The sequence below is a fragment of the Roseinatronobacter monicus genome (genome assembly GCF_006716865.1).
Lineage (GTDB): Bacteria > Pseudomonadota > Alphaproteobacteria > Rhodobacterales > Rhodobacteraceae > Roseinatronobacter > Roseinatronobacter monicus.
Map to the genome: position 1 here is coordinate 335,326 of NZ_VFPT01000001.1, position 13,972 is coordinate 349,297.

Annotated in this window: 10 protein-coding genes; 6 read left to right on the forward strand and 4 right to left on the reverse strand. The window is 59.0% G+C overall.

Annotated features, from left to right (window positions below; translation table 11 throughout):
* The first annotated feature begins 352 nt into the window (after positions 1 to 352).
* Complete coding sequence (locus BD293_RS01400; protein WP_142079495.1) at positions 353 to 2,560, forward strand: NADP-dependent isocitrate dehydrogenase; 2,208 nt, start codon at positions 353 to 355, stop codon at positions 2,558 to 2,560.
* A gap of 144 nt (positions 2,561 to 2,704) precedes the next feature.
* Here the strand turns inward: BD293_RS01400 and BD293_RS01405 are convergent, their stop codons facing one another.
* From BD293_RS01405 to BD293_RS01420, 4 genes are all read right to left on the reverse strand, one after another.
* Positions 2,705 to 3,316 (reverse strand): bactofilin family protein, encoded by a 612-nt coding sequence (locus tag BD293_RS01405; protein WP_142079497.1) that lies wholly within the window; start codon positions 3,314 to 3,316, stop codon positions 2,705 to 2,707.
* Positions 3,306 to 4,649: a DUF5930 domain-containing protein gene (locus tag BD293_RS01410; RefSeq protein ID WP_142079498.1), complete on the reverse strand. Its 1,344-nt coding sequence runs from the start codon at positions 4,647 to 4,649 to the stop codon at positions 3,306 to 3,308. Before BD293_RS01410 ends, BD293_RS01405 begins: the two co-directional genes overlap by 11 nt.
* Positions 4,650 to 4,941: 292 nt before the next feature.
* Complete coding sequence (locus BD293_RS01415; protein ID WP_246086175.1) at positions 4,942 to 5,754, reverse strand: ferritin-like domain-containing protein; 813 nt, start codon at positions 5,752 to 5,754, stop codon at positions 4,942 to 4,944.
* Positions 5,751 to 6,212: a peroxiredoxin gene (locus BD293_RS01420; RefSeq protein ID WP_142079500.1), complete on the reverse strand. Its 462-nt coding sequence runs from the start codon at positions 6,210 to 6,212 to the stop codon at positions 5,751 to 5,753. Before BD293_RS01420 ends, BD293_RS01415 begins: the two co-directional genes overlap by 4 nt.
* A gap of 95 nt (positions 6,213 to 6,307) precedes the next feature.
* Between BD293_RS01420 and queA the strand changes: the two genes are divergently transcribed.
* From queA to uvrA, 5 genes are all read left to right on the forward strand, one after another.
* Positions 6,308 to 7,357: a tRNA preQ1(34) S-adenosylmethionine ribosyltransferase-isomerase QueA gene (gene queA, locus BD293_RS01425; protein WP_142079502.1), complete on the forward strand. Its 1,050-nt coding sequence runs from the start codon at positions 6,308 to 6,310 to the stop codon at positions 7,355 to 7,357.
* A 92-nt stretch (positions 7,358 to 7,449) separates the two neighbouring features.
* Positions 7,450 to 8,697, forward strand: coding sequence for an MFS transporter (locus tag BD293_RS01430; RefSeq protein ID WP_142079504.1), 1,248 nt, complete (start codon positions 7,450 to 7,452; stop codon positions 8,695 to 8,697).
* Positions 8,698 to 8,813: 116 nt separating this feature from the next.
* Entirely contained in the window at positions 8,814 to 9,392 is a 579-nt protein-coding gene (locus BD293_RS01435; RefSeq protein ID WP_142084205.1) for a DUF924 family protein, read from the forward strand.
* A gap of 122 nt (positions 9,393 to 9,514) precedes the next feature.
* On the forward strand, positions 9,515 to 10,909 hold the full coding sequence (gene lpdA / locus BD293_RS01440; protein WP_142079506.1) for a dihydrolipoyl dehydrogenase: 1,395 nt from the start codon (positions 9,515 to 9,517) through the stop codon (positions 10,907 to 10,909).
* Positions 10,910 to 11,101: 192 nt separating this feature from the next.
* Positions 11,102 to 13,954 (forward strand): excinuclease ABC subunit UvrA, encoded by a 2,853-nt coding sequence (uvrA, locus tag BD293_RS01445; RefSeq protein WP_142079508.1) that lies wholly within the window; start codon positions 11,102 to 11,104, stop codon positions 13,952 to 13,954.
* Positions 13,955 to 13,972 lie beyond the last annotated feature (18 nt).

Consider the following 13,972-nt stretch of genomic DNA (forward strand, 5'->3'; position numbering starts at 1 on the left):
TTCGCGCAGGATATGCCGTAGCGGTTTCGAGCCCCATTGCGGACTGTCCCCAAGCGCGGAATCAAGGGCGTCCGCCCGCCGCGCATCGCCGGGCCGCCCACTGGCACGGCGATTTGGCTGCCACCAGCACAACGCTCTGATCTTGCTCGGATTTGGCTGGCATAAAGTGCTCTAGCTGCAATCGCGGATCGCCGCACCGCGGCCCGACGCTGCGCGGCTTTGCACCAGAAACGAAATGTCCACAAACCCGCCGCTGCACGAAAGCAGATTTTTTCATTGTATACCATTGTGCACTGTTTACCTTGGCCGAAAATATGCCTATGCTGCGCATAGCTGAAAAAGGGCATCTCTCATGACAGACAAAACCATTCCGGATATCATTTACACCAAGGTTGACGAAGCCCCCGAGCTTGCCTCAGCCTCGTTTCTGCCGATCATTCAGAAATTCGCCACGGCGGCAGGCGTTACTGTCGGCACGCGCGATATCTCGTTGGCGGGGCGGATCATTTCATCTTTTCCCGAATATCTGCGCGAAGATCAGCGCCAGAATGATGATCTGGCCGAACTGGGCGAGCTGGTGAAGACACCGCAAGCCAATGTCATCAAGCTGCCCAATATTTCGGCTTCTATGCCGCAACTGGTCGCGGCGCTCAAGGAGTTGCAGGCGCAAGGCTACGCGCTGCCGGACTACCCCGAAAACCCGCAAAGCGATGAAGAAAAATCCATTCGCGCGCGGTTTGATGCGATCAAAGGCTCTGCCGTGAACCCGGTTCTGCGCGAAGGCAATTCCGATCGTCGCGCTGCGGCACCGGTCAAGCGCTATGCACAGGCAAACCCGCACCGCATGGGCAAATGGGGCCCTGACAGCAAAACCCGCGTCGCGGCCATGTCGGGGGGGGATTTCTTCTCGAACGAGACATCGGCCACTTTGGGCAAGGCGGCCACAGCAAAGATCGTGTTGCAAGGCGCGGACGGGTCCGAATCCGTGTTGAAGACTGGCGTTTCTTACCCGGCAGGCACGGTTGTGGATGCAACCTTTATGTCGGCCAAAGCGCTGGGCGCATTTCTGGAGCAGGAAATTCAGGCGACCAAGGATGAAGGCACACTGTTTTCACTGCATCTGAAAGCCACGATGATGAAGGTCTCGGACCCGATCATCTTTGGCCATGCGGTCAAGGTCTGGCTAAAACCCGTATTCGACGAGTTTGGCGAAGAAATGGCCGCCCTTGGCGTGAACCCCAATTCCGGCATGGGCGACTTGCTGGCCCGCGTCAAAGACAGCCCTGCGATCATGGCCGCAATTGCGCGCGTCACCGCCGAGCGTCCACCTATGTATATGGTCAATTCCGACAAGGGCATCACCAATCTGCACGTGCCCTCGGATGTGATTATCGACGCCTCTATGCCTGCGCTGATCCGTGGCGGTGGCAAGGGCTGGGGGCCGGATGGGGCAGAGCATGACACCAATTGTGTCATCCCTGACAACTCTTATGCGCCCGTCTATGACGAGACGATCAAGTTCTTCAAAGCCAATGGCGCGCTGGACCCTGCAACCGCTGGCACAGTGCAGAACCTTGGCCTGATGGCGCAAAAGGCTGAAGAATACGGCAGCCACCCCACCACATTTGAAATCCCGCATTCGGGCACAGTGCGCATGGTGCTGGATGATGGCACAGTGCTGCATGAACATAGCGTCGAGGCGGGCGACATCTGGCGCGCGGCCAGCGTGCGCAAAGCGCCGATCGAGGATTGGGTCACGCTTGCCATCGAGCGCCAGAAAGCAACCGGCTATCGCTCTATTTTCTGGCTGGATGCCGCGCGCGCCCATGACGCAGAGCTGATCGCTTATGTGAAACCCCTGCTGGAAGCCAAAGGCGTGGCCGACAAGTTCGAGATCATGTCCCCACGCGACGCCACCCGCGCCAGCCTGGAGACGATCACCAAGGGCGAAAACACCATTGCCATCACCGGCAATGTGCTGCGCGACTATCTGACCGACCTGTTCCCGATTCTGGAACTGGCGACCAGCGCCAAGATGCTGTCCATCGTCAAGCTGATGCAGGGCGGCGGGTTGTTTGAAACCGGTGCGGGCGGGTCTGCCCCCAAGCATGTGCAGCAATTGATGGAAGAAAACCATCTGCGCTGGGACAGTCTGGGTGAATTCTGCGCGCTGGGCGAAAGCTTCAAGTTTCTGGCCGATGCGCGTGGCAATGACAAAGCGCGCGTTCTGGGCGATGCAGTTGAGGTGGCGACGCAAGGCATTCTCGATCACGACCGCTCGCCCGGTCGCAAGGTAGGCCAGCCTGACAACCGTGACAGCCATTACTGGTTTGCGCGCTACTGGGCCGAAGCGTTGGCCGCTCAAGACGCAGATGCGTCGCTTGCCGCCCATTTTGCCCCGATTGCCAAGGCGCTGGCCGATGGCGAAGCTGCGATCACACAAGAACTGATGGCAGGGCGCGGCGCTGCTGTTGATCTGGGCGGCTATTACCACGGCGATGCAAAGAAAACCGCCGCCGTGATGCGCCCCTCAGCAAGCCTGAACGCCCTAATCGGCTGACAGTCCTCGCATAAGTCACCTTCGATACGCCCCGGTCATAATTGGCCGGGGCGTTGTCTTTTGCGCTTTCGCGCTTCGTGCCCGTGTGAAAGCAAAAAGCCGCACCCTAAGGCGCGGCTCTTTCGGCGTCGTGACTGAGAACGCTCAGGATTGTGCGGATTTCTTTGCTTCGGCGGCTTTGCGCACGGCATCCGATGCCTCGGGGCGCTGCTGCTGATAGTTTTGCGCGGGCTTCGCCTCGGCTTCCTTTGCAGGTGCTGCGGGCGCTGCGGCGGGCGCAGATGCGGCGCGGCTGGTTTGCAGCGGGTCATCCTGACGCTGAACCGAACCTTCAAAATGCGCGCCGGATTCGATGGCGATTGTCTTGTGGATGATGTCGCCCTCGACCTGCGCAGAAGAGGTCAGGCGCACTTTCAGCCCACGCACGCGGCCAATGACGCGACCGTTGATGACAATGTCATCGGCCACAATCTCGCCGCGAATCGTTGCCGTTTCGCCGACGGTCAGCAGATGCGCACGAATATCGCCATCGACGATACCCTCAATGACCACATCGCCGGTTGTCTTCAGATTGCCGGTAATCGTCAGATCTGACGCCATGACCGATGCGGCAGGCTTGGATTTTGTGACATGGCTGGGCGCTGATTCTGCGCTGTTCTGACGCAGAAACGAAGGCGTTGCTTCGGGGGATCTTGCAGGCGCTTGCTCTGCTTCGGCCTTGGGGCCGGGTTCATTGATACGACTCTTAGAAAACATGTTGTCCAGCCCTTATGTAGGTAATCGGATTCACTGGCCGACCATTGACGCGCACCTCGTAGTGCAGGTGCACACCGGTCGACGCACCCGTAGTGCCCATACCACCAATACGCTGCCCGCGCGAGACCCTTTGTCCGGCCCGAACGTCCATCGAGTTCAAATGAGCGTAATATGTCTCAATACCAAAATCATGCTGGATGATAACCAGATTGCCATAACCGCGCTGCCGTTCCGCAGTTTTGACCACACCATCCGCCGAAGCCAGAATGGGTGTGTTGCGCGACCCTGCCCAATCAAGGCCGTTATGCATTGTGTTGCGCCCTGTCAGCGGGTGGCGGCGCATCCCGAAGCCGGATGTCTGGCGCACTGATCCGGCACTGACCGGCCGTGCAACCGGCAAGCGGTCGATGCCCTGACGATAGGCATTCACATCTGCCATGCGGTCCAGAATCGCATTGGCGCGCGACACATCTTGGTTGATCCCGAATGTGCCAGAGGTCGAAATTGCGATGGGGCGCAAGGATGCGGTTTGCGATGACGCGCCTTGGCGCACCAATCTGCGAATCTGGTCGGGTGATACACCGGCACTGTTGAACACACGTTCCAGCGGCGCGACCACTGCGTCCAGCGCTTCTTCCAGTTGGCTGAAGATCATATGGTTGCGATCTTTCAGCAACTCATTCTCCATTGCCAGATGGCGGGCCTGATTCTGCGCCTGTTCGGCGCTGACATTCAGGTCATGGGTGGTATGTGATGCGCGGTCCATCGCGGCCAGCAGGTAGTCGAGCATCTGTTCATTGTCGCGGCTGCGGTCGGCGGCGGTGCGGGTTGACCCGGTTTCTTCTTCAAGTGTGCGGGTCACTTCGGTCAGGCGGGCGCGGGCTTCGTCGCGTTCGCGGGTGACGCGGCCAATGGTGCTGTGGATTGCGTCAATCCCGGTTTCCAGTTCCAGCCTGCGCTCTTCGGAGGTCAGCAATTGCATCTGCATCTCTGACATGCGTTCCATTGCCTCGGAAAATCTTGCTTGGGCTGTTTCAGTCTCGCGGGCGCGGGCGTCGCGCTCTGTGGCAAGCTGGTTCAGGCGTTGTTCGTAATTGGCCTGCTCTCGCAACGCTTGGTCGCGCAGCGTTCCCGATCCGATGACATCCATCAACAAGATTGATGTTGCGATCACGCCCCATGCGAAAAAGACCGCGACCGACGCAACCCCCACCGCCTGAGAGGCCGGGCGCAGACGCACGAACCGTGTGGTGTTGTTTGACCGCAAGAAGAGGCGCTGTTCGGGAAAGTGGCGCTCCAGTCGCTGATTCACGCGAACGAGTAGTCGTTTCAAAGCAATCGTCCTGTTATCCGCTGTTTCTGGTCTTGGGGTGCGACTGGCGATACAACACTTACACCACACAGAACAAGCCTACGCATTACCGCAAACACCCAAGGTTCTGTTACGTGTCCGGGGCCAACGGAGCAATCCGTTAATTCACTGTTGCGGTGTTACACAGCGGATCAAGGGCAATATCAGCAATTTCTTGCCGATAGCAGGCGAAATTAACGTGGTTTTGGGAACCATATGCATATTTCTTAACACCTTACCCTGTGCGCTGTGCCGCATCAGGGGCAAGTTCGGGTCACGCTGGCTCTGTCAGAGGCCAGTAAAAATCTGGCGGCAACCCCGCTTGCGCGCGCTTTTCTTCATTGAATGGGGGCTTCAGCGGGCTGTGGAAATAACGCCTGACCAAATCTAGAAACACAGGTTGCGGGTCCAACCCCTGCCGCCCACATAGGAAATTGAACCATTTGGACCCATAGGCCACATGGCCGACTTCTTCGGCATAGATGACTTCCAACGCCGCAACGGTTGCCTCTTCGCGGGCTTGTTGGAAAATCTTGATCATGCCGGGCGTGACATCAAGGCCGCGTGCTTCCAGCACCATCGGCACGACGGCCAGCCTGCCTAGAATATCACCTGCCGTATCTTCTGCCGCGCGCCACATTCCGGCATGTGCGGGCATGTCGCCATAATGGCTGCCCATCGCTTCCAGACAATCGCAGATCAGATTGAAGTGTTTAGATTCCTCATCCGCCGCTTTCACCCAGTCATCAAAGAAGCCCAGCGGCATATCGACATCGTGAAAGCGTGCGATCAGATCCCAATGCAAATCCACCGCGTTAAGTTCGATATGTGCAATCGCGTGCAAAATGGCGATGCGCCCTTGCGAGCTGCCGGGGCGGCGGCGGGGCACATCGCGCGGGTCCAGCAATTCGGGGCGCGCAGGGCGCGCGGGCCGGTCTGGCGGGGTGCCGCGCCCGATGGGCAGGGGGGCACCGGCCTTGCGCGCGGCAAACCACGTGGCCGCATACCTGCGCGACAGGGCTGTTTTCTCGCGCCCGTCTGCGGTGTTCAGCACCGCGACAGCCATGTCGCGCAGGCTTTGGGTCATAGCGCGCGCGCAGCGTCCAGCACTTCGGCGGCGTGACCGGCGGCTTTTACCTTGCGCCAGACCTGCGCCACGCGCCCCTCGCCATCAATCAGAAAGCTTGCGCGCTCGATCCCCATCGAGGTTTTGCCATACATGTTCTTCTCGACCCAGACGCCGTAGCGTTCGCACACATCGCTGTCTGCATCCGACGCAAGGATCACGCCCAGATCATGCTTGGTGATGAACTTGTCATGCTTGGCCACGGTATCCTTGGAAATGCCGATGACCTTGGCGCCAGCCGCCTCGAACTCGGCAATCAGTGCGGTGAATTCCAGTGCTTCAGTGGTGCACCCCGGTGTGTCGTCGCGCGGGTAGAAATACAGCACCACCTTGGAAGGTTTGAGCGCTGAGAGAGTCACCTCGCCACGGCCATCGCGCGGCAGGGTGAAATCGGGGGCCATATCGCCGGTCTGTGCCATAGTCATCTCCGTGTCACGAGTGCGTTGCGTCTGTTGTAGCGAGTTGACGGCCAAGTTAAAGGGGCTGCCAGAGATTCGCACGAAGGGTGCCACCGATGAAGCTGTCGGATTTTGATTTTGACCTGCCGGAAGACCTGATTGCGACGCGCCCTGTGCGCCCGCGCCAGGCGGCGCGTATGTTGCTGGCGCGCGGGGACATGATCGAGGACCGGCATGTCGCCGATCTGCCGGAAATCCTGCGCCCCGGTGATCTGCTGGTCATCAACACCACCAAGGTCATTCCGGCCCGCTTGACCGGGCAGCGCCACCGCGACAGCGCGCAAGGCCCGGTCAGTGCCCGAATCGAGATCACTTTGATAGAGCCGCAACCCGATGGAAGCTGGCGCGCCTTGGCCAAACCCTTGCGCAAACTGGCCCTTGGCGAAGAGATTGTCTTTAGTGATACGCTGCGCGCCGAAGTGGTCGCGCGCAACCCCGAAGATGTTGTGCTGCGCTTCAATCTGGAAGGCGACGCTTTCGATGCTGCGCTCGACAGTGCCGGACAGATGCCCTTGCCCCCGTATATCGCGGGACGCCGCGCCGCCGATGCGCAGGACCGCGACGATTACCAAACCGTTTTCGCGCGCATACCGGGGGCTGTTGCCGCGCCAACGGCATCGTTGCATTTCGATGCCGGGCTGATGGCGCACCTGCGCAACATGGGTGTGGGGTTTTGCGAAGTGACCTTGCATGTCGGCGCGGGCACCTTTCTGCCGGTCAAGGTCGATGATGTCCGCGATCACAAGATGCATGCCGAATGGGGGCAGGTGACAGATAAAGCGGCAGATCAGATCATGGCCGCCCGCAAGGCGGGCGGCCGGATCATTCCTGTTGGCACCACAGCGTTGCGACTGATTGAAACGGCAGCCACTGGCCCCGGCCAGATTGGTGCTTGGGCCGGCAAGACCGATATCTTCATCACACCCGGCTTTTCCTTTCAGCTTGCGGACGGATTGATGACGAATTTTCATTTGCCGAAATCCACCTTGATGATGCTTGTCTCGGCGCTTATGGGGCGTGATCGGGTCATGGCGATTTACGCCCATGCCATCGCCGAACGATACCGCTTCTTCTCTTATGGCGATTCATCGCTGCTCTTACCCTGAGCGCGACGCAAACGAGTCGCTTTCGTCATATCTTCGCAACCAGTCTGCGCTAGACTGCGCGCACCCCATCCTCTCCATTTACAGGACACGACATGTTCAAGGTTTTCACTGCATCATGGGCGTTGTTGCTGGGCATGATGTTCCTGATGGTCGGCAATGGCGTGCAGGGCACGCTGTTGGGGATCAGGGGCGCGATCGAGGGGTTCTCGACCTTGCAGATGTCGGTCGTCATGTCGGCCTATTTTGCGGGCTTCCTGTTCGGGTCGCGTATGGCACCGGAAATGATTCGCAGGGTCGGGCATGTGCGGGTGTTCGCAGCACTCGGGTCGCTGATTTCTGCTGTGCTGATCTTGTATGCCGCGATCCCGGACTGGATCGTCTGGGCGCTGCTGCGTGTGCTGATCGGATTCTGTTTCTCGGGCGTCTATGTCACGGCGGAAAGCTGGCTGAACAACACCGCCAGCAATGAAAACCGGGGCCAGGCCCTGTCGCTTTACATGATCGTGCAGATGATCGGGATTATCGCGGCGCAGGCGCTGATTAACTTTGCCGACCCGGCAGGGTTTTTGCTGTTCATCATCCCGTCGGTTCTGGTGTCGTTGGCCTTTGCGCCGATTCTGTTGTCGGTCAGCCCGGCGCCGACCTTTGGCACCACCAGATCAATGTCGATCAAGGAACTTTACGATGTGTCGCCCTTGGGGGTTGTCGGCATTTTCCTGATGGGGGGTGTATTTGCGGCAATGTTGGCCATGACCGCAGTCTGGGGATCAGAAGCGGGGTTGAGCATTCTGGAAATCTCTATCTTCACTGGCGCAATTTATGTGGGGGGGCTTTTCTTCCAATACCCCATTGGTTGGCTGTCAGACCGGATGGATCGGCGCAAATTGTTGATCACAGTCGCCTCAATGGGGGTGGTCGCGGGCATTCTGCCCGTGCTGTTTGATCTGAGCTTTTTCTGGCTGGTGGGGGTCGGCCTGGTTCTCGGTGGTATTTCAAACCCGCTTTATTCGCTGCTGGTCGCTTACACCAATGACTATCTGGAGCATGACCAGATGGCCGCCGCCTCTGGCGGGTTGTTGTTCGTCAATGGCATGGGGGCGATCGTCGGGCCGCTGTCGATTGGTTGGCTGATGAACATGATCGGGCCGTCGGGTTTCTTTCTGTTCATTGTCCTTTTGCTTCTTGCGCTGTCGCTTTATGCGGTCTGGCGCATGACACAGCGACCATCGAAATCAATAGAAGAAAGTGGCCCCTATGCTGCCGTCTCGCCCGTCGTTTCCGCCGCCACAGTTGACGTTGTCTATAGTGAAATGACCGAACAACAGGCCGAAACCACCTGAAGCCGTTGCAATTAGGCATGGATTCGCCCGTTTAAAGCGCTGATACCGCTAAAAACTTGTGTGTATCGCCAAAGACTGGCACGCTTTACCAGATGAAACAATTTCGGGTGCAGGATATGTCAACGGTCGATGAAGTGATCTCGTTCTGGGTGGATGAGGTTGGGCCAAAGGGGTGGTATGCCATGGATGATGCGCTTGACGCGCGCATCCGCGAGCGGTTTGAGCCGTTGTGGCAAAAGGCGCGCGAGGGGCGGCTGGAACGCTGGACCTCCTGCGCGCGGGGCGCATTGGCGTTCATCATCGTAACAGACCAGTTCCCGCGCAACATGTTCCGCGGCGATGCACGCGCTTTTGCCACGGACGATCTGGCGCGGCGGGTGGCGGCGCGCGGGTGTCATCTGGGCTTTGATTGCCAGACACCAGAGCCGCAGCGCCAATTCTTCTATCTGCCGCTGATGCATTCCGAAAGCCAGATGGATCAGGACCGCGCCGTGCGCATGTTCCTGTTGCACATGCCCAAGACGGGTTCGGATAACTTGCTGCATGCGCGCGCACATCGCGCTGTGATCCGCAAGTTTGGGCGGTTTCCGTATCGTAATGATGCGCTTGGCCGCTACACAACAGCTGCCGAAAAGTCGTTCCTCGACGACGGCGGATATATGACAGCATTGCAGGAATTGCAGGAAGCGGCCTGAGTGGGACCGCTCTCCGCCATGCAAATTCTGCATGGCGGGCTTTCATACTCTGCGTTGCGGGGATGCGAGAAATAGTTTAATACCAAACTATATTTCAGCACGACGCGACGGGAGGATATCGCATGGCTGCCAAAACGTTTGACCTTGTTGTAATCGGGGCAGGGCCGGGGGGCTATGTCGCCGCCATCCGCGCAGCCCAGCTTGGCAAATCGGTTGCGATTGTTGAACGTGAGAATCTGGGCGGCATATGCCTGAACTGGGGCTGTATCCCGACCAAGGCATTGCTGCGCTCGGCCGAAGTGTTCCATCTGATGCACCGCGCCAAGGAATTCGGGCTGACGGCCGACAAGATCGGGTTTGACCTGGACGCGGTCGTCAAGCGGTCGCGCAAGGTGGCAGGCCAGCTTTCGGGTGGCATTGGCCACCTGATGAAGAAAAACAAGATCACAGTGGTGATGGGCAGCGCCAAGCTTGCAGGCAAAGGCAAGGTCACAGTCACCACGGATAAGGGCACGGAAGAGTTGAGCGCGGCCAATATCGTTCTGGCCACCGGCGCGCGGGCGCGCGAATTGCCGGGGCTGGAAGCGGATGGCGATCTGGTCTGGACCTACCGCCACGCGCTGCAACCCAAGCGGATGCCGAAAAAACTTCTGGTCATCGGATCAGGCGCGATTGGCATTGAATTTGCCAGTTTCTTCAACACGCTGGGCGCGGATGTGACCGTGGTGGAAGTGCTGGACCGGATTTTGCCCGTGGAAGATGCGGAAATCAGTGCCTTTGCCAAGAAGCAATTTGAAAAGCAGGGCATGAAGATCATGGAGAAATCCATGGTCAAAAAGCTGGACCGCGCCGCCCCCAAAGTGACCGCGCATATTGAGCGCGGCGGCAAAATTGAACAGCATGACTTCGACACTGTTATTTCGGCTGTCGGCATTGTGGCCAATACCGAAGGGCTTGGGCTGGAAGAACTGGGCGCGAAAATTGACCGCTCTTTCGTTGTGACCGATGAGTATTGCCGCACGGGGGTGGACGGGCTGTTCGTTATCGGCGACGCAACCAACGGCCCATGGCTCGCGCATAAAGCCAGCCATGAGGGCGTGATGGTGGCCGAGTTGATCGCGGGCGGGCACCCGCATGCGGTGGACCCGGCAAATATTGCCGGCTGCACCTATTGCCACCCGCAAGTGGCCTCGGTCGGGTTGACCGAAGCCAAGGCGAAAGAGGCAGGTTACAGCGTGAAAGTGGGGCGTTTTCCGTTCATCGGCAATGGTAAGGCGATTGCGCTGGGCGAACCGGAGGGCATGATCAAAACCGTCTTTGACGCGAAAACTGGCGAGATGCTGGGCGCGCATATGGTGGGCGCGGAAGTGACCGAGTTGATACAGGGCTATGTCGTGGGGCGCCAGTTGGAGACAACGGAAGAAGATCTGATGAACACCGTTTTCCCGCACCCGACATTGAGCGAGATGATGCATGAATCGGTGCTTGATGCATATGGCCGCGCGATCCATTTCTGACGTCTGACCAAATTGGGCGGCTGCGCCGCAAGTCTATGTGTCACGCCCTGCCTGTCGGCAGGGCGTTCCGCATTTTGAGTATTTTTGGCAAGAAAATGACGAAAGCGTTTTGTTCGTTAAATGTTCCTTCATTTTGCTTGGAGACTCGCGTATGGAGGTCTATGTTGCGCCAGATAAGCCTTGGGGGTCCGGATGGCTGAGCAGAAATACATCGAAGTGCGCGGCGCGCGCGAGCATAACCTGAAGAATATCGACGTGAAGCTGCCGCGCGACAAGCTGGTGGTCATCACCGGGCTGTCAGGGTCGGGGAAATCTTCGTTGGCGTTCGATACGATCTATGCCGAAGGGCAGCGGCGCTATGTCGAATCGCTGAGTGCCTATGCACGCCAGTTTCTGGATATGATGCAAAAGCCCGATATGGACCATATCTCGGGCTTGTCGCCTGCGATTTCGATTGAGCAGAAGACGACCAGCAAGAACCCGCGATCCACTGTCGGCACAGTGACGGAAATTTACGATTACATGCGCCTGCTGTTTGCGCGCGCAGGCACACCCTATAGCCCAGCCACTGGCCAGCCGATCGAGGCGCAGCAAGTGCAGGATATGGTCGACCGGATCATGGCGATGGAAGAGGGGAGCCGCGCCTATCTGCTGGCCCCCATCGTGCGCGACCGCAAGGGCGAATACCGCAAGGAATTTCTGGAACTGCGCAAGCAGGGGTTCCAGCGGGTCAAGGTGGACGGGCAGTTCTATGAGCTGGACGAGCCGCCCACACTGGACAAGAAATTCCGCCATGACATTGATGTGGTGGTGGACCGGATTGTGGTGCGCGAAGGCATTGAGACGCGGCTGGCGGACAGTCTGCGCACAGCGCTGGATCTGGCCGATGGCATTGCGGTGCTGGAGGAAGCAAAGGACGAGGGCGCGCGCCTTACATTTAGCGAGAAATTCGCCTGTCCTGTTTCGGGGTTTACCATCTCCGAGATCGAGCCGCGCCTGTTTTCGTTCAACGCGCCTTCGGGTGCCTGCCCGGCTTGCGACGGGCTGGGGGTCGAGTTGTTCTTTGACGAGCGGCTGGTTGTGCCGGACCATGCGCTGCGGCTGGCGGATGGCGCGATTGCGCCATGGCGCAAGGGCAAATCGCCCTATTTCCTGCAAACAATCGAATCGCTGGCCAAGCATTATGAATTCGACGCCAAGGCATCTTGGAAAGACCTGCCTGCGCATGTGCAACAAGTCTTGCTCTATGGGTCGAATGGCGAAGAGTTGCCGTTCCGCTATGACGAAGGGGGGCGTGTTTACAACGTCACGCGCGCGTTCGAGGGGGTGATCCCGAATATGGAACGCCGCTACCGCGAAACCGACAGCGCCTGGATTCGTGAGGAGTTCGAGCGCTATCAGAACCAGCGACATTGCGGTGTCTGTGAAGGGCATCGTCTGCGGCCAGAAGCGCTTGCGGTCAAGATTGGCGGGCTGCATGTCGGGCAAGTGACCGAAATGTCGATCCGCGAGGCTTTGGTCTGGGTTGAGGGTGTACCGGAGAGCCTGACCAAGCAAAAGAACGAGATTGCGCGCGCCATTTTGAAGGAAATCCGCGAAAGGGTGGGGTTTTTGGTGAATGTGGGGCTGGATTACCTGACATTGGGCCGTCATGCGGGCACATTGTCGGGCGGCGAGAGCCAGCGTATCCGGCTGGCCAGCCAGATCGGCAGCGGTCTGACCGGGGTGCTGTATGTGCTGGATGAGCCGTCCATCGGGCTGCACCAGCGCGACAATGACCGGTTGTTGATCACGCTGCGCAATTTGCGCGATCAGGGCAACACGGTGATCGTGGTCGAGCATGACGAGGAAGCGATCCGCACCGCCGATTTTGTGCTGGATATCGGACCGGGTGCAGGGGTGCATGGTGGGCAGATCGTGGCGCAGGGCACGCCCGCTGAGATTATGGCGGACCCGGCCAGCCTGACCGGCCAATATCTGAGTGGCACGCGCGAGATTGCGGTGCCCAAAACCCGGCGCAAGGGCAATGGCAAGAAACTGACCGTGGTAAAAGCCAGCGGCAACAACCTGCACGATGTGACGGCAGAGTTCCCGCTGGGCAAATTTGTCTGTGTGACGGGGGTTTCGGGTGGGGGCAAATCGACCCTGACGATTGAAACCCTGTTCAAGACTGCCAGCATGCGCCTGAACGGCGCGCGCCAGACGCCGGCACCCTGCGAGACGATCAAAGGGTTGGAGCATCTGGACAAGGTGATCGATATTGACCAGCGCCCCATCGGGCGCACGCCGCGTTCCAACCCCGCAACCTATACTGGCGCATTCGGGCCGATCCGCGACTGGTTCGCGGGGCTGCCGGAATCGAAGGCGCGCGGCTACAAGCCGGGGCGGTTTTCCTTCAACGTCAAGGGCGGGCGCTGCGAGGCCTGTCAGGGCGACGGGGTGCTGAAGATCGAGATGAACTTCCTTCCGGACGTTTATGTCACGTGTGAAACCTGCAAGGGCAAGCGCTATAACCGCGAAACGCTGGAAGTGTTGTTCAAGGGCAAGTCCATCGCTGATGTGCTGGATATGACCGTTGAGGAGGCGCAGAGCTTCTTTCAGGCGGTGCCGAGCATCCGCGAGAAGATGGATGCGCTGGTGCGCGTGGGCTTGGGCTATATCAAGGTGGGCCAGCAGGCGACAACCCTGTCAGGGGGCGAGGCGCAGCGCGTGAAACTGTCGAAGGAACTGGCGCGCCGCTCGACGGGCCGCACGCTGTATATTCTGGACGAGCCGACCACGGGCTTGCATTTCGAGGATGTGCGCAAGCTGTTGGAAGTGCTGCATGAACTGGTGGAACAGGGCAATACTGTCGTGGTGATCGAGCATAACCTTGATGTGGTGAAGACTGCCGACTGGATCATCGATATTGGCCCTGAGGGGGGCGATGGTGGTGGCAAGATCGTGGCGACCGGAACGCCCGAAAAGGTGGCACAGGTCGAGGCCAGCTATACAGGGCGCTATCTGGCCCCGTTGCTCAAGCCGCGGCGGGTGGCGGCGGAATAGCGCGCCGTTTTGTGGCTG